24 protein-coding genes are annotated in these 12981 nt (G+C 42.1%); 4 read left to right on the top strand and 20 right to left on the bottom strand.

Annotation, left to right across the window (positions count from 1 at the left end):
* Positions 1-92: 92 nt before the first annotated feature.
* Positions 93-434, bottom strand: coding sequence for a hypothetical protein (locus HGG78_RS14650; protein ID WP_029837365.1), 342 nt, complete (start codon positions 432-434; stop codon positions 93-95).
* Between the two features lie 210 nt (positions 435-644).
* Here HGG78_RS14650 and HGG78_RS14645 point away from each other — a divergent pair, with 210 nt between their 5' ends.
* On the top strand, positions 645-1478 hold the full coding sequence (locus tag HGG78_RS14645) for a hypothetical protein (RefSeq protein ID WP_172533332.1): 834 nt from the start codon (positions 645-647) through the stop codon (positions 1476-1478).
* A 5-nt stretch (positions 1479-1483) separates the two neighbouring features.
* A complete protein-coding gene (locus tag HGG78_RS14640; protein WP_172533307.1) occupies positions 1484-1780 on the top strand; it encodes a hypothetical protein in 297 nt (98 codons plus the stop codon).
* A gap of 37 nt (positions 1781-1817) precedes the next feature.
* Here HGG78_RS14640 and HGG78_RS14635 read toward each other — a convergent pair whose 3' ends face one another.
* On the bottom strand, positions 1818-2099 hold the full coding sequence (locus HGG78_RS14635; protein WP_017044173.1) for a pyocin activator PrtN family protein: 282 nt from the start codon (positions 2097-2099) through the stop codon (positions 1818-1820).
* Positions 2100-2515: 416 nt separating this feature from the next.
* Here HGG78_RS14635 and HGG78_RS14630 point away from each other — a divergent pair, with 416 nt between their 5' ends.
* Positions 2516-3586 carry a site-specific integrase gene (locus HGG78_RS14630; protein ID WP_172533331.1) on the top strand — a complete coding sequence of 357 codons (1071 nt, stop codon included), beginning with the start codon at positions 2516-2518 and terminating at the stop codon, positions 3584-3586.
* A 21-nt stretch (positions 3587-3607) separates the two neighbouring features.
* Positions 3608-4078 carry a macro domain-containing protein gene (locus tag HGG78_RS14625; RefSeq protein ID WP_172533330.1) on the top strand — a complete coding sequence of 157 codons (471 nt, stop codon included), beginning with the start codon at positions 3608-3610 and terminating at the stop codon, positions 4076-4078.
* 19 nt (positions 4079-4097) lie between these two features.
* Here HGG78_RS14625 and HGG78_RS14620 read toward each other — a convergent pair whose 3' ends face one another.
* The 18 genes from HGG78_RS14620 to HGG78_RS14545 all read right to left on the bottom strand — a co-directional run bounded on the left by HGG78_RS14620 (position 4098) and on the right by HGG78_RS14545 (position 12972).
* Positions 4098-4571: a protein-export chaperone SecB gene (locus HGG78_RS14620; RefSeq protein WP_172533329.1), complete on the bottom strand. Its 474-nt coding sequence runs from the start codon at positions 4569-4571 to the stop codon at positions 4098-4100.
* Positions 4572-4573: 2 nt separating this feature from the next.
* The gene (locus HGG78_RS14615; RefSeq protein ID WP_172533328.1) at positions 4574-4879 is read right to left on the bottom strand and encodes a hypothetical protein; all 306 of its coding nucleotides are present in this window, start codon (positions 4877-4879) and stop codon (positions 4574-4576) included.
* A gap of 52 nt (positions 4880-4931) precedes the next feature.
* Entirely contained in the window at positions 4932-5501 is a 570-nt protein-coding gene (locus HGG78_RS14610; RefSeq protein ID WP_172533327.1) for a hypothetical protein, read from the bottom strand.
* A gap of 486 nt (positions 5502-5987) precedes the next feature.
* Positions 5988-6209, bottom strand: coding sequence for a hypothetical protein (locus tag HGG78_RS14605; RefSeq protein WP_172533326.1), 222 nt, complete (start codon positions 6207-6209; stop codon positions 5988-5990).
* Between the two features lie 91 nt (positions 6210-6300).
* Positions 6301-6726 (bottom strand): structural protein, encoded by a 426-nt coding sequence (locus HGG78_RS14600; RefSeq protein ID WP_422108890.1) that lies wholly within the window; start codon positions 6724-6726, stop codon positions 6301-6303.
* 62 nt (positions 6727-6788) lie between these two features.
* Positions 6789-7529: a hypothetical protein gene (locus HGG78_RS14595; RefSeq protein WP_168523555.1), complete on the bottom strand. Its 741-nt coding sequence runs from the start codon at positions 7527-7529 to the stop codon at positions 6789-6791.
* Positions 7530-7532: 3 nt separating this feature from the next.
* Positions 7533-8312 carry a hypothetical protein gene (locus HGG78_RS14590; protein ID WP_172533324.1) on the bottom strand — a complete coding sequence of 260 codons (780 nt, stop codon included), beginning with the start codon at positions 8310-8312 and terminating at the stop codon, positions 7533-7535.
* Positions 8309-8827 (bottom strand): chemotaxis protein, encoded by a 519-nt coding sequence (locus HGG78_RS14585; protein ID WP_168523559.1) that lies wholly within the window; start codon positions 8825-8827, stop codon positions 8309-8311. The genes HGG78_RS14590 and HGG78_RS14585 overlap by 4 nt, the downstream gene beginning before the upstream one ends.
* Before the next feature lie 3 nt (positions 8828-8830).
* Positions 8831-9202, bottom strand: coding sequence for a DNAase (locus HGG78_RS14580; RefSeq protein WP_172533323.1), 372 nt, complete (start codon positions 9200-9202; stop codon positions 8831-8833).
* The gene (locus HGG78_RS14575; RefSeq protein WP_172533322.1) at positions 9199-9405 is read right to left on the bottom strand and encodes a hypothetical protein; all 207 of its coding nucleotides are present in this window, start codon (positions 9403-9405) and stop codon (positions 9199-9201) included. Before HGG78_RS14575 ends, HGG78_RS14580 begins: the two co-directional genes overlap by 4 nt.
* Positions 9402-9536: a hypothetical protein gene (locus HGG78_RS19160; RefSeq protein WP_255091368.1), complete on the bottom strand. Its 135-nt coding sequence runs from the start codon at positions 9534-9536 to the stop codon at positions 9402-9404. Before HGG78_RS19160 ends, HGG78_RS14575 begins: the two co-directional genes overlap by 4 nt.
* Positions 9536-9817 (bottom strand): hypothetical protein, encoded by a 282-nt coding sequence (locus HGG78_RS14570; RefSeq protein ID WP_172533321.1) that lies wholly within the window; start codon positions 9815-9817, stop codon positions 9536-9538. Before HGG78_RS14570 ends, HGG78_RS19160 begins: the two co-directional genes overlap by 1 nt.
* 9 nt (positions 9818-9826) lie before the next feature.
* The gene (locus HGG78_RS14565) at positions 9827-10660 is read right to left on the bottom strand and encodes a major capsid protein P2 (RefSeq protein WP_172533320.1); all 834 of its coding nucleotides are present in this window, start codon (positions 10658-10660) and stop codon (positions 9827-9829) included.
* A gap of 11 nt (positions 10661-10671) precedes the next feature.
* Complete coding sequence (locus HGG78_RS19155; RefSeq protein WP_255091367.1) at positions 10672-10800, bottom strand: hypothetical protein; 129 nt, start codon at positions 10798-10800, stop codon at positions 10672-10674.
* A gap of 132 nt (positions 10801-10932) precedes the next feature.
* A complete protein-coding gene (locus HGG78_RS14560) occupies positions 10933-11703 on the bottom strand; it encodes a hypothetical protein (protein ID WP_172533319.1) in 771 nt (256 codons plus the stop codon).
* Complete coding sequence (locus HGG78_RS14555) at positions 11666-12127, bottom strand: hypothetical protein (RefSeq protein WP_017045653.1); 462 nt, start codon at positions 12125-12127, stop codon at positions 11666-11668. Before HGG78_RS14555 ends, HGG78_RS14560 begins: the two co-directional genes overlap by 38 nt.
* Positions 12111-12647, bottom strand: coding sequence for a hypothetical protein (locus HGG78_RS14550; RefSeq protein ID WP_172533318.1), 537 nt, complete (start codon positions 12645-12647; stop codon positions 12111-12113). Before HGG78_RS14550 ends, HGG78_RS14555 begins: the two co-directional genes overlap by 17 nt.
* Entirely contained in the window at positions 12640-12972 is a 333-nt protein-coding gene (locus HGG78_RS14545) for a hypothetical protein (RefSeq protein ID WP_017045655.1), read from the bottom strand. The genes HGG78_RS14550 and HGG78_RS14545 overlap by 8 nt, the downstream gene beginning before the upstream one ends.
* Positions 12973-12981: the final 9 nt, after the last annotated feature.

The following is a 12981-nucleotide window of genomic DNA, read 5'->3' as shown; positions in this document are numbered from 1 at the left end:
TCACCACTCTCCAAGTCGCAGCGACATACAACAAAAAAGCACCTATTACAGGTACTTTAAATGAGAGATCATATTTTAAACAACGCTAGTTCTTAGCCTTTGTAAGGCGGAGCTGCATCAATGATATACCTAGCTAACAACTCCAAAATATCATTTACTCGCTTTTCGCGTTCTTGCCTAAGCTGCTTAAACGTCGACATATTCAGCTCAACAAGCTCGCCATCAACTGTGGCTTGAAGGTTGAACGAGCTTTCAGCAAGCTGCGTAACCTTCTTGATCCAATTCAGTTTAGACAGGTTTTCAACACTATTACTGTCACTCACGAAACCTGCTAGTTTCGCTCTTTCAATGACTTGGTCTAAAAGAGTTGTAGACTCGAATTTCTCCAATTCGATGATATAGCCGATCAAGTCGGACGAAGGAAGATTATCCATACTGTTTATTAAAATAGTAAAAAGTATTTATCTCTATTACAAATTTGTACCGGAATTTTTTAGGGGGAGTTAAGAGGGGGAATCCACTCTTGCCAGCGGACAATGCGAAGCACTTGCCCTATCTGGAACCTGCCATAAATAACAAAAATAACTCAAAGGTTATTTGCAAATACAAAAATAAATTTCTATGTTTATAAAAAATAGAGATTCATGCTTAAAAACTGGACTGTAACAACACAACCCGTTCGCCTCGCTTCTGACGGCATAATGATGCGCGAACGTTACCTGCTAAACGCTAAACACGCCAACCACAAATGCACCGAAGCACTCATTTCGATCTTTGGTTGCGGAGAAACATCCCACCGAATTGCTCTAGCAGGCGAAAAATTTAGGCTCAATCAACAACTAAATAACCGCCGTGGTGGTCGCCCACTTTCAAGCTATGCGATGGAATACTGTCTTACGTTACCAAAAGGCTACAGGCCGACCGCTGAGCAGTGGCAATCCATTGTAAAAGATTGCTGTCTAGCACTCGCGAGGCTCTGCAAACTGAATAAATCTGAGTTCGCTCAATACAGACAACAAATTCGAGCAGTGCTACACCAACAAAACCAAGACGGTACCAAAGGAAGTGGCGATCATGTTCATCTAATAATCGGTAAAGTAACTGACGAGCGAGTTCTAATAGAACTACAGCAAAAAAGAGCCACCAAGCTCATAAAGCAAGCATTCAATGGGGCAGTATTACAACATGTTGGTATAGATCATCGAACTTACGAGCCTATTGAAAAAGAAAAAGGTCGCAGACTCTCAACATGGCAATACCAGCACAAAAAAGCGACCGAAGCTTTAGATATAGAAAAAATAATTAAGAAGATGCAAAGCCAGTTTGATAAATGGATCAAGGCTAAAGAAGAGCACAACGAAAGGCAGCAACACCGACAAAAAAACCGACTGCTAAAAACGTATGAAGAGTTGAAATTGAGAAAGTTATCACCTCTACAACAAGAAAAATTAGAAAAAATAAAACAAAAAATAAAATAGAACTTATGCCTTATTACAATGGAAGATGGCACCGCTATTCGGAAGCTGAAAGACGCGAATATGGTCGCCAACAAAGAGAAATTTACCGCCAAGCATGGCACGAAAAGTGGATATCAAAAACAGGACTGAAAGAAGAGCGGAACTGGACAGACACAATGCTAAAAACCTTTCTTGAAGGAAAGTCTGAAAGTGCAGGTAAAATTCAAGCTTATAAACGCACTTTGATAACAAGAGTCGAGAAAACGAAAAAATTTCAAGCAGCAATGGCTGAGCGTGTTGCTCGACAGAAGAAAAGAGCCTAAAAACTCAAAGCCCGCCATCTGGCGGGCTTCTATAACATTAACATTGCATGCGTAGCCAATCGCTATGTGAGTTGGCTGATGTGCGTTCAACGTACTCGACAAAGTGCTCAAACTTGACCAACCAAGGTGCTTTTTGTGAATCAGATAATCGTAATACAGGAAATGGGAGGTCGTTAACACGAGCTTTTCGCTTCGCTGTGCTCGGTGTTAGTCCTAAGTACTCACCTGCAACATCGACAAGTGAAATCAAAGGTTGATTCTGGAATTTAGCAGCTAGTAATGTAGCAGTGGTTGGGGTACTAAAAGGTACGTTCATCATAACTCCTCTTAATTCTTCTGATGAGCGTACGGCATCGCGCCATACCTTTAGTATTTACTGAATTTTTTCCACAAATCCAAATTTTTAGCCAATTTTTTTGAAAAAATTTTTAAGGGACGTATTATAGGGGCGTAGGTGCTTTTGTACGTGTGTGATCTCAAACAGTCCCTCATCCATCCCCCACCTTTCGACCCAAAAATGCAAGTAACTGTTTTAAAAAAACAAGTTCTCAGATGTCATCTCCATCGAGCATGGGTGCAACAGAAAGTCGGTGAGCTTTGAATTTATCGGTGTCTTTAGAAATAGTCATAGTTTACGTCAAATTAAGATACTGTATAAATATACATGAGTTTGCTAAAATTGCCCCTGATTTCTCCGACCAGTACGCATATAGTACGTATAAATGGGGTAGGACAATGGCGTCATTCAGCATCAAAAAACGCACACTACAAAACGGTTCCCTGCGCTTTACAGTGGACATTATCGTTAAAAAGAATTCGCGAATTATACACAGAGAGTCTAAAACATTCAGAAAAAAAGACCTTGCCAGAACTTACGGTATAAAACGGGTTAATGAGCTTGAGGAATCAGGCGTTCAGAAACTCAAATCCGTACCAATATACGTACTGCTCGATATGTTTATGGAAGAGCGCGACCTGTGGGATAACACCGGACGCACAAAGCAGTACGTTATTCGCCTTTTAAGGGATTGCGATATTGCAATGGTAGAAAGCGATCAGCTCAGAACGAGTGATCTCATAAATCACTGTAAAAACCGTAAAGCCGCAGGCACAAAACCCGTAACGATTTACCATGACATTGCTTATTTGCGATCAGTAATGAAGAAGGCAAAGCCTGTTTTCAACGTATCCGCTAACTATCAAATATTCGAAGAAGCAGTGCCTGTTTTGATTGATATGGAGCTAGTAGGAAAAAGCGATAAAAGAACACGTCGCCCAACGTCAAACGAGCTCGATAGGCTCAGAGAGGGATTAAAACAGCGAGAAAACTTTCGTCCAAATGGAAAAACCAGAATCCCATTCACCGATATTCTAGAATTTAGCATTCTCACTTGTATGAGAATTGGTGAAGTGTGTGCAATACGTTGGGAAGATTTAGAGCGAGAGCATAAAACCGTTTTAGTTCGCGATCGCAAAGACCCGCGAAAGAAAGCCGGTAATCATATGATAGTGCCGTTACTCGGTGAATCTTTTGAAATAGCGATAAAACAACCCCAAAGTAGCGAACGCATCTTTCCATACAACGCTAAAAGCGTATCCGCTGGGTTTCAGCGAGTTCGTAATGAGCTAGGAATTGAAGATTTACGCTACCACGATTTGAGGCGAGAGGGAGCAAGTCGACTTTTTGAGAAGGGATACTCGATTGAAGAAGTGGCTCAAGTTACAGGGCATCGAAATTTAAATATACTTTGGCAAGTATATACGCAATTATACCCTAGAAAATTGCACGAAAAATCTAACAACTAAACTAATTGACAAGGTAATAACATGAATGTGATAGAAGGGGATCTAATCCAACTTATTGATAGCGGTGAATATGATGTATTGGTCCATGGATGTAATTGTTTCTGCAATATGGGCGCCGGATTTGCTTTCTACTTAAAGAATAAATATCCACAAATATTAGAGAGTGATCAGAAAACCATAGTCGGAGATAAAAGTAAACTAGGTTCTTATAGTAAAACCATTTTATATATATCAGGAAAAAAAATGATAATATTAAATGCATACACTCAATACCATTGGAAAGGTGATGGTGTGCTTGTAGATTACAATTCTATCAGAAATGTATTTTTAAATATAAAAAATGAATTTCATGGTAAAAAAATAATCTATCCAAGAATAGGGGCGGGATTAGCTAGAGGAGATTGGAATAAAATAAAAAGCATCATAAATAAAGAGCTTTTCAATGAGAACCACTACTTAGTAGAATATAAAAAGAGCATCAATAGTAATTGATGCTCTTTAAAAGTAAAGTCTACTTAGATAATCTAAAGGCAGGCACTTCAAATAGAGGAAGCAATGCAGAGTCATAACCAGCTCTAGTCGTAAGAGAGTAAACATGTTCTCTCAAATATGGATACACGATTAGAGGAGCATTTCGTTCAGCAAAACTATCTATATGTTTAATGTCAAAGCCACTTTCATCAACTTGGAAGAAGCCTACCAATTCAACATCAAGATCGAAAGGTGAGATAGGAGATTGCAAATCACTTTCTTCTTTAGACATACAATCGGGATCTTGTCCTATTACAGCTCTAACTCGAACCGCGAAAACTTTTGTTTCTGGATCGTAGTCGCTATGCATATGATAGAAGCCAAAATCAGAAAAGTCTTCATTTTCAATTTCCTTATCAAACTTAGGATTATCACTAATTGATAGTTTTAATACTTTAATATCTCTTAACTGAATTGGATGATAATTAAAATCTGATTTCTTACTATCGGACATTTTTAAGCCGCCAAATTATATTTATAAAACTCATCATTTGCAGCAGCTGTAGACATTCTTGCCGCTACTCTTGAATTTGTATCTAGATTATTAATAAGTTTCAAAAATTCTTTTTTATTAAAAACCTTAGCAAGCTTGTAGTTAACAGCATTTGCATAGAAACAATCATATATTGCTTCATATGGGTTAAATGACATTGCTTGATAAATTGGTCCATTTGCATTTTCTAGAAGAACTTTCTTAAGTTCAGCTAATGACATATTGTTTATATCTTCTAATATATCTTTTATAATTGCATCATTATTCATAACCAGCCCCTTTCATTAGGCTATTTTAGCGTCTATAACTAATAAAATCAGTTCAAGCTATTTCTGGGTATTTTATACCTGTAACTTGAATAACCTTACTGTTTCGTATAACTAAACACAACGGTTGATTACCATTAATATCACGGTCAAATTGGCTTCTAAAACCTTTAGGTGGTGGCACTTTTACCTGAACAGCGCTATATAGCTTACCTTCTTTTTCTTCATATTTACTAACAAACAAGTCGTGAATACCTGTAAGTAAATTCTTTTTTTCTTCTTCTTTTATCGAAGGGTCGTTTAATTTTTCTTTTATAGCGAGTGACAAGGCCATTATACCTTGTCGCTTATTTTCTAGGTCAAATACACTATCAGGTGAAACATCAAGATTAGCTAAAACTATCGCACACTTAGTATCTTTGTGATCATGATAAGATCCTTTGTTTTTTGAAAAGTTCCACCACGCAATCGCCAAGTTTTCAGCCTCATCTAACAGCGCTTCAAACTGATAAAGCCAAAAATAAATGCCAGTACCCCGAATACCAGGACCAGCAGTAAAGCCACGTTGCGTAATAGAGCTTGCAGCGGAACAAGTAGTTCCATGTGTTCCTTTGTAAAAGTCCACGCTCTGTCGTCTCTGATTTTGTAATTATATAGTAAGTCAACATTACACTTTAGCCGAGCATAATCAACGTTTAGGTACGCTACCGCCCTTAGCTCATGCTGCTAAAGTGCTTTTTGATGGTGATTGTCGATAAGTAATCGACTATTGAGGCCATCTGTATTGTTGTTTTGAGGAGTTAAACGGAACTCTAGGGAATTACAGTTCACATTTAGAGCTTACGTATATGCAATCAGTTATGCAAGTATTTCTGTTACCAGCACACAAAAAAAGAGAGCGTATTTTAATCAATAAACTCTCTTTTTCAACTGTTTTGCACCTAAACTTTCATTAAATCAATTATTCGATTTTCTAATGTAGTGACTCGCTTATCTATAGATATATGACATTTTTTGATCCATTGAATATCAACTCGCACAGCAACAACTGTCGCTATACTAGACACTCCACCAGTAATTGCAGCGATAATTAGAGTCTGGTATGTATCCATCATTTAAACTCGTTTCGAATCATTTCCCATAAACCTAGAACTATCGGAATGGTTGTCCCGATAAGGCCACCGTATTGCACGCCCTCAGCCGTTACACTTGCAGTTAAAAGCTCTGGATGCCCCGCAGCCAAGGCAACACCCGCCCCAACTAATGCCAAACCTTTTTGGGTTGATGGTTGGTCTAAATCAATACCCAATTTTTTCTTGAAGAGTTCTTTCATAGCAATTTCCATACTTTCAAATATTTAATTGCATAGGCGGCGAGTATTGCGCCCAGCACCGTTAAAACAATTCGCTTAGTGTCATCTTTATTCATGCCATGCGAACCCCTTCTTGTGCTTGTTCAAGTGAGTAGAAGCGCCCGACCTCCATCACTGACATTGCATGTACCATCTTGGCGAGAGTGGAATCACTTTGCAGATTAATCGGCTCGTGTGGACTCACACCTAACTGACTTGCAACAAACTGCGCATAGTGATCCGATTCGTTTTCGTGGCTTGGTGCAAACTTGTGAATGAGCTCGCTGATGGTTTCAAGACCATAGCGTTTCTGGTAAGTATCACGTAGTAGAATCGCTCCTGCACGAAAGCCATATTCAGGTGCTCGAAAGGTTTCAAAACGCTTGTCTATCGAGGGCGTGATTTTGCCTATCCAGTTGTTATTGGCATTACTTTCAATGTTCAACGGATTGTTAGCACGCACACCACGGGGCTCTGTCGTCATAATTTGTTTTTTCATTAAATAGACCACCGCTATCAGCAGTAAGAAAAACAAAGAGAGCTTCATAGGGTAACTCTCAGCTATTTGATTTGAGTTGGCACAAACTCCACCAATTCAACATTCATTTGCAGGTTAATATCGCTCTCCACATCATTGTTAGTCTGCGCGTAAACAATCGGATAAAGCCAAGAACGCCGCCCTTGTGAAAACGAAGTTGGTACTAAAATGTCAAATGGATAGGAAAAATAAGCGGTTTGCTTCCCGTTTTTATCTTGAAAATTAAAGGGAGCAATAACCTGATTCGTTCCAATTGGAGTAACAAAATTCTGCCAAACAACACCAGTGCTATCGTTTTCAATAAACACATTTAAATCCAACCGCGCATCTGGCACGTCACCCGTAGTAGATTTAAAATCACCACCGAATGCAGAGACGTAGCCCGTGACGGTTCCTTGCACCCTCGCGTATTCAAAACCACTTGCTAGAATTTCATCAACTAAATCAGCATCCTGATTTACTGCGGCTTCAAATTGCATAAATTTTTGATTATTGGCTTCACGCTCAGGAATCAAAATCGCCGTCAAATCACTACGTAACTTTCCATTTAACGCTAAATCTGGGTGCAGGGACTTACTCCAAGGCGTCCAATCTGAACACTTTGCAAACCATTGCTCAGGCGTGGTGATACTTTCTTTTAAGCTCGTGTAGAAACTCCACGTGAATTTGCCGATTGGTTTTTGCGATTCATTGCCACCACTGAGCATTGCAGCCAACGCTTCGATTTTGTTGCGATTGCTGCCTGTAGGTAAATTAACGCTCATAATTTAAATCTCCAAAATCTGAACTGAGTCTGTCGCATCTCCGGTGAACTCAATTTCGGCTTGAGTTGCTAGCTCTATTTTTTCGCCAGCAACCAATGGATATACCCCTGAAATCAGAATCAAATTGGCATTGCCAGCCGCCGCTTTAATATGCACTTTGCGGCGACCACTATTCGCGGCCAAAACAAAAGGCATCGTGCCAGAATGAACATTCAATTCGTTGCTAATACTTGTTGTTACTTCCTGCCCTGAAGCAAGCTCTACGGCTGGCATCTGCTCAATACTTAGAGACTGACCAGAAGCTAATGCAATATCTGGAAGCTCTCCAATATTCACGGTTTGGCTTGGGGCGATTTCCACTTTAGGCAAGCTGCCTACACTCACCGATTGCCCCGCTGCAATTTCTAACGCAGGCATTTGCGCAATACTGATAGCTTGACCATCAGCAAGTTCTACGGCTGGCATCTGATCAATATTGATAGATTGCCCTGCCGCTAATTCAACAGCAGGCATTTCACTGACGACGATGCTTTGCCCGTCGATATTTGCAGGTGGGACAAAATCACCAAAACCAAATTCAAGCGTGATGTTTTGGTCAATATCCGAATACACCAACACTCGCCCGATTTGCTGCGCACTTTTAATGACCGCATCCTTTTTAAGCGTCACACGGTCGCCTAATGCACTTTCAAGCGTTACAGCTTGCAACGCCGTTTCTAAATAAATCCAGTTACCTGCAACAATGACAGGCATAGCCTGATGTGCTTTTAAAGAAAGATTCATCGTTTCATCGCCATAATTGCCACCGCACCTAAAACAACCGCAATGATCACCATTAAGATGATTTGTTGCTGCTTGTTCTCACTTACGCCGTTATCTTGTTTGAACTTGGCCAAGTCCATCATTGCACTCAAACTCTGCGTATTTTGCGCGGCCTGATTTCCAGCGAGCCCCGCAAGCATCTGCAAGTTTTCGCTATTGCTGGAAGACATATCTTCCAATGCGTTTTCTGCAAAATCGAGAGAGCCTTGGTTCACTTCACTGGCAAAATCGAGAGAATCTTTATTGACGCCCCCCGCATACTTGAGCGCATCGTTAAACATTCGCCCTGTTTGCTCGACCAGCTCTCCACCTAAATCAAGCGCCTTATTCACCGAACCATAATCGGTTGCGGTAACGTTTAGCGTTGAATTATTAATGCCACTAATCGCCGTTCCGAGGTTATCGCCAGAAATGGCATTTTGACCGCTGACATTGGTGGTTTTTGTTTGGTTGCTTGAACTACTTTTTCCGCCCATGCGTTACACTCTCATGGTTAACTCTGTGATATTGGTGGCGGCTTGCTCAGTCGTATTTAACTTGCGAACTAAACGAGCGAGCCCTGCAAAATAGGTATGCGCTGAAATGGTTTTTAGTCCTGCGTTTCTTACGTATTGAGAAAGCTCGTGAATGGCTGGAACAACACCATGCCCAGCCACACCCCACAAAAAATAGGTTTCTCCGATCACTTCACCCGCTACCACAATTTGGTAGTTTTCAGCACTTAACTCATAAAGACTCACGCGCCCTGTTTTGACTTCGGCTTTCAGCTCCTCAAAGTCTTGTGGACAGGCTCGAAACGCGACCTTTAATTGTTCCAGTGCTTCATGGTTATCAGTGACACAGCGAATCATTTCTTTTTCAACATCAAATACGCGATTACAACAATCACCACACCAATCAACCACGGACTAACCCCTGTAGGGCTTCCCATGTTGATTGCACCAACACTTTGACCGCTATTGTTCGTACTGGTCGCGGTAGAAGGCCCAGCTTGACCACCGCTAATAGGCATCGTGCCGCTATTGGTTAAACCGCCACCCATTAATGGAATCATAAGCCCCCCTTCATAAGCACATAGCCAACAATGAGAATGACCAACATCAGCATGAGTTTGCTAGAACCTTCAGAGAGTTGAAAACCCACAATGCCACCACCCAAGAACATCACTGGTAATAGAAAGGGCATTACTTACCCCCTTTAGCCAGCATGAACACCAACAACAGAAGAACCAGAACACCTACGCCCATAATCAAGTAATTGGTATTCAAACCTTGTGCTTGAGTGTGGATAGGTTGACCATCTGCGGTTTGCCCCTGAACTTGGTTTTTGCGTGCTTCGTCTGGGTCGCTCGCTTGCTTTTTTGCTAAGTCATTTTGAACGGTTCCATTAATCCACGAACCACCCGCGCTAGAGACAGCGTCGAGTAATTCGCCGCCAGCCTCACTCAAGGAATCTAACCAGCTCATAATTCCCCCTTATGCGGTGGTTTGAGTTGGAATCGCTACCTGTTCGATCGCTTCGATAATCACAGGCACACTGCCCGCCGCGCTCTTTTCAAGCTCAAATTGCAATGCACGTACCGCCTGCGTTTTGAGTTTGCTCTCAGAGCCGAAACCAGTTCGGACAAAATCCAGAGAGAACCAACCATCGTTTTGTTCAAGACCAGCAGCAGAGAGATCAAAAGAGTTGTCCACTTTGTTCACATTCATTTCTTCACGGTCGTCACGTAGAACACGAACGCGAGTGATGGAATCGTCTTTGAAGTGAATACGCTTGAGGCTCAAGAATGGCGAACGCTCAGACCAATCAAACGGCGTTCGACCAGCCGCACTTGCAAACCACGTCAAAGAGTACAAACGAGGCATAAATAAGCGTTGTGTTTGTGCTTCAGTGATATGAGCACGAGCACGAATGCTTGGTGCTGCAACACCAGTTTTTGCTTTAAGCTGGATATACACAAACCAGATTTCACCTGGCAATGTCACCAACTCACCTTGACGGACACCAAGCTTGGTTCGCATACCCATATCTGAAAATGAAATAATGTATCGACCTTGCTCGACATAGTTAGAACGGTGTTCTTGCAAATCCACCATATCTTGACCAGATAGAGACACGATCTCTTTACCATTATGAGTAATGCGAACGCGCTCAATATCAGCAGGGTCAGTAATGTCCGTCACCAACTCAAGATTTTGATATGTAGGGCCAGAAACGAGTCGTAACGTTGACTGATTCCCCCACGCCACACCTTCAACCGGATCAAGTTCTTTAGGACGTGGATTAAATAGCGTTTGTAGTGCTTCCATTACCGTTCCCCTTAGAACCAGCCAGATTTGCCGTTGATGGTTTCTTTTAGCGCACTCATGGCGCTGATGTTGTTAATCGCTGCAATAAGAACAATTGTCACGATTGCAGTGATTAGCATGGTTTTATGCTGTGCTTTCATAAATGTTTCCAGTTTCACCCGTGTTAAGAACGAGGCTATTAGAAACAAGAAAATAAGAGGGGGTAAATGAGAGGTAACCTATAGGTTAAACGGCTAACCTATAGGTTGATTTGAGCGTTAAATCACACTCGTTTATCGATAGTTCATAGCTAACTGTTTGCCCGTTTGACAGTTGAAAGCACGAGTTTCTACGTTGCCGATACCATCACGCACCATCATATATTCAGCAATGGGTTTACCGATTTTCTGCTTGTTCACCTTAGCAGATACCAAAGAGGCGATCGCATGAATGTCTAACCCTTTTTTCTTGGCTAGCCACTCAGCATCCGACATTGAGTTAACTGCTCCAATCCACCAAGTCGATGATTGCTCGGTGACTGTTTTCGGTACTTCTTGCCCACGTTGAAACACGGTATGAATAACCAGACCATATTGGCGACCACCACGCAGCAGTTCTCCGGCCTTGCCTTTGAGCTTGCCGGATGTTTCAACACAACTTGCTAGCTCTTCTATAACCGTGTGCAACTTGGGCGCATGACCATTTCCCATAGACCACACAACCGAACTGAAAAACTCCAACTCTTCAGCAACCGCGCCCCCCTCCGGAATGTACGCCAGTTTAAAAGACTGACCACGACGGCGAGCCATCAACAACGCTTTGACAAAAGCAGAGCGAGAGCTCGTACCGTGACACATCTGCCCCTGAAACTTTGAGCCTGCATAGTTTCGATATGGGTCAAAAAAAACAGCTTGAGAGGCTTTTTGCACCAATCCCAAATGTTTAACGGCAGAGGTTTTGCCTCCCCCCGTACCCGCCACATAAATCACATGCTCTGCATCATGGGATGCATTAGAGTTAACCGGATTAGGCAGCTTTAGCGGTGGCTTTTGCTTTTTCGGCATCTCGCTTCTCCTGCTCTGCTTTATAGGCTTTTAGCTCAGTGATATGACGCTTAGATGTGTACACCAGTGCTAAAACGGCGAGCAATAAAGTAGCCTCTTCCACGTAATCACCAAACCAGCCTAATAGCTCACCGCCATGCTTACTCAAGACAGGAATAGCCGCTTTGATAACTTCATTTTTGCCTTTTTCATCAAAAGCAAAATCAATCCCTGAAATGATAGAGGTCGCTTGTTCGGCAATGGTAAAAACGACTGATAAAAGCCCTTCAAAAGCCTCACTGCTCACGGTTTCGGTTGATAGTGCGCTACTTTCGGTTGATTCGGTGGGGGCTTCTTCGGTTTCAAGTTGTTTGATCACCACATCAAAATCGCCCCAATCATCACCTAGGCTCGTCACTTCTAGTTCATTATCCGGTTGTTGCATCGGTTGACTCCTCTGGTTGTGGTTTTGGTAGTAAAAGACGCACCGCCCACAGGCAGGCAAGTACCACCCCCAACACCATCAATACACGCTTAACCGTGACAAAAGGCCGTATTTCCACTAGCGGCTTGTCGGTTGGAGTTTCGGTTTCGATAATGCTTTCAACCCTGTCAGTGCTGGACTCTTCCACCCGCAAAGGCTCAACAGTTTCAACCGAATCGCTAACGGTTAGCTCGGTTACGTCCAACGCTTCAACCAAGACAGGCAATGCACTGGCCTCGCGTTCAAGTAATGCGCTTTCATCGGTTGCCATGTGCTTATCGACGTACTCATCCACACTTTTGCTCATTGAGCTATTACCACATTTAGGACAACGATAATATTTAAGCCCAAGGTTACGCCCGTTTTTAGGTGGTTCGCCCTCAGCAATGAGCTTTCCTTCACCGACTTGGTGAACGGTAGAAAGCGAAACACAAACAGGGCAATGCACAACACCACGCACTGGATTTTCGTATTTACTCATTCTTACCCCCAACCTCAGTGAAATCACCATCCGAAATATTTTCTAGTTGGTTCAAGTTAGAAACGACATGAGCGCGATATTTTCTACGCGCTACATCATTGAGCTTTGCGAGTTGTTCAAGCTGTTCAAAAAAGTTGGTTGGTAGCCCTAACGCTTCCAATGACAAATTTCCTGTCATGAGCATTTTGGTGGCTTTGCCAATTAAATCTTTCATTTCCATTGACTTAAATCGCCCAATTTCACGTTCCATATTCGTTGTGAGTTGGTCGGCGGCATCTAAGGCTTTTAAATCGCGTTGGCATTCTTCAATAGAGAGTAATTTCATAGATTCCCC

The sequence above is a fragment of the Vibrio aestuarianus genome (assembly GCF_012395185.1).
Taxonomy (GTDB): Bacteria; Pseudomonadota; Gammaproteobacteria; order Enterobacterales; family Vibrionaceae; genus Vibrio; species Vibrio aestuarianus.
The sequence above is the reverse complement of the archived record's forward strand: the minus strand, read 5'-3'. Positions and strand labels throughout refer to the sequence as shown.

What these genes read in the sequence shown, in the direction of transcription:
- HGG78_RS14570 (WP_172533321.1), bottom strand. Translation starts at nt 9,817, where the DNA reads ATGAGCTGGTTAGATTCCTTGAGTGAGGCTGGCGGCGAATTACTCGAC.
- HGG78_RS14560 (WP_172533319.1), bottom strand. Translation starts at nt 11,703, where the DNA reads ATGCCGAAAAAGCAAAAGCCACCGCTAAAGCTGCCTAATCCGGTTAAC.
- HGG78_RS14625 (WP_172533330.1), top strand. Translation starts at nt 3,608, where the DNA reads ATGAATGTGATAGAAGGGGATCTAATCCAACTTATTGATAGCGGTGAA.
- HGG78_RS14545 (WP_017045655.1), bottom strand. Translation starts at nt 12,972, where the DNA reads ATGAAATTACTCTCTATTGAAGAATGCCAACGCGATTTAAAAGCCTTA.
- HGG78_RS14595 (WP_168523555.1), bottom strand. Translation starts at nt 7,529, where the DNA reads ATGAGCGTTAATTTACCTACAGGCAGCAATCGCAACAAAATCGAAGCG.
- HGG78_RS14630 (WP_172533331.1), top strand. Translation starts at nt 2,516, where the DNA reads ATGGCGTCATTCAGCATCAAAAAACGCACACTACAAAACGGTTCCCTG.
- HGG78_RS14550 (WP_172533318.1), bottom strand. Translation starts at nt 12,647, where the DNA reads ATGAGTAAATACGAAAATCCAGTGCGTGGTGTTGTGCATTGCCCTGTT.
- HGG78_RS14565 (WP_172533320.1), bottom strand. Translation starts at nt 10,660, where the DNA reads ATGGAAGCACTACAAACGCTATTTAATCCACGTCCTAAAGAACTTGAT.
- HGG78_RS14585 (WP_168523559.1), bottom strand. Translation starts at nt 8,827, where the DNA reads ATGGGCGGAAAAAGTAGTTCAAGCAACCAAACAAAAACCACCAATGTC.
- HGG78_RS14635 (WP_017044173.1), bottom strand. Translation starts at nt 2,099, where the DNA reads ATGATGAACGTACCTTTTAGTACCCCAACCACTGCTACATTACTAGCT.
- HGG78_RS14640 (WP_172533307.1), top strand. Translation starts at nt 1,484, where the DNA reads ATGCCTTATTACAATGGAAGATGGCACCGCTATTCGGAAGCTGAAAGA.
- HGG78_RS14555 (WP_017045653.1), bottom strand. Translation starts at nt 12,127, where the DNA reads ATGCAACAACCGGATAATGAACTAGAAGTGACGAGCCTAGGTGATGAT.
- HGG78_RS19155 (WP_255091367.1), bottom strand. Translation starts at nt 10,800, where the DNA reads ATGAAAGCACAGCATAAAACCATGCTAATCACTGCAATCGTGACAATT.
- HGG78_RS14590 (WP_172533324.1), bottom strand. Translation starts at nt 8,312, where the DNA reads ATGAATCTTTCTTTAAAAGCACATCAGGCTATGCCTGTCATTGTTGCA.
- HGG78_RS14645 (WP_172533332.1), top strand. Translation starts at nt 645, where the DNA reads ATGCTTAAAAACTGGACTGTAACAACACAACCCGTTCGCCTCGCTTCT.
- HGG78_RS14650 (WP_029837365.1), bottom strand. Translation starts at nt 434, where the DNA reads ATGGATAATCTTCCTTCGTCCGACTTGATCGGCTATATCATCGAATTG.
- HGG78_RS14620 (WP_172533329.1), bottom strand. Translation starts at nt 4,571, where the DNA reads ATGTCCGATAGTAAGAAATCAGATTTTAATTATCATCCAATTCAGTTA.
- HGG78_RS14575 (WP_172533322.1), bottom strand. Translation starts at nt 9,405, where the DNA reads ATGATTCCATTAATGGGTGGCGGTTTAACCAATAGCGGCACGATGCCT.
- HGG78_RS19160 (WP_255091368.1), bottom strand. Translation starts at nt 9,536, where the DNA reads ATGCCCTTTCTATTACCAGTGATGTTCTTGGGTGGTGGCATTGTGGGT.
- HGG78_RS14615 (WP_172533328.1), bottom strand. Translation starts at nt 4,879, where the DNA reads ATGAATAATGATGCAATTATAAAAGATATATTAGAAGATATAAACAAT.
- HGG78_RS14600 (WP_422108890.1), bottom strand. Translation starts at nt 6,726, where the DNA reads ATGAAAAAACAAATTATGACGACAGAGCCCCGTGGTGTGCGTGCTAAC.
- HGG78_RS14605 (WP_172533326.1), bottom strand. Translation starts at nt 6,209, where the DNA reads ATGAAAGAACTCTTCAAGAAAAAATTGGGTATTGATTTAGACCAACCA.
- HGG78_RS14580 (WP_172533323.1), bottom strand. Translation starts at nt 9,202, where the DNA reads ATGATTCGCTGTGTCACTGATAACCATGAAGCACTGGAACAATTAAAG.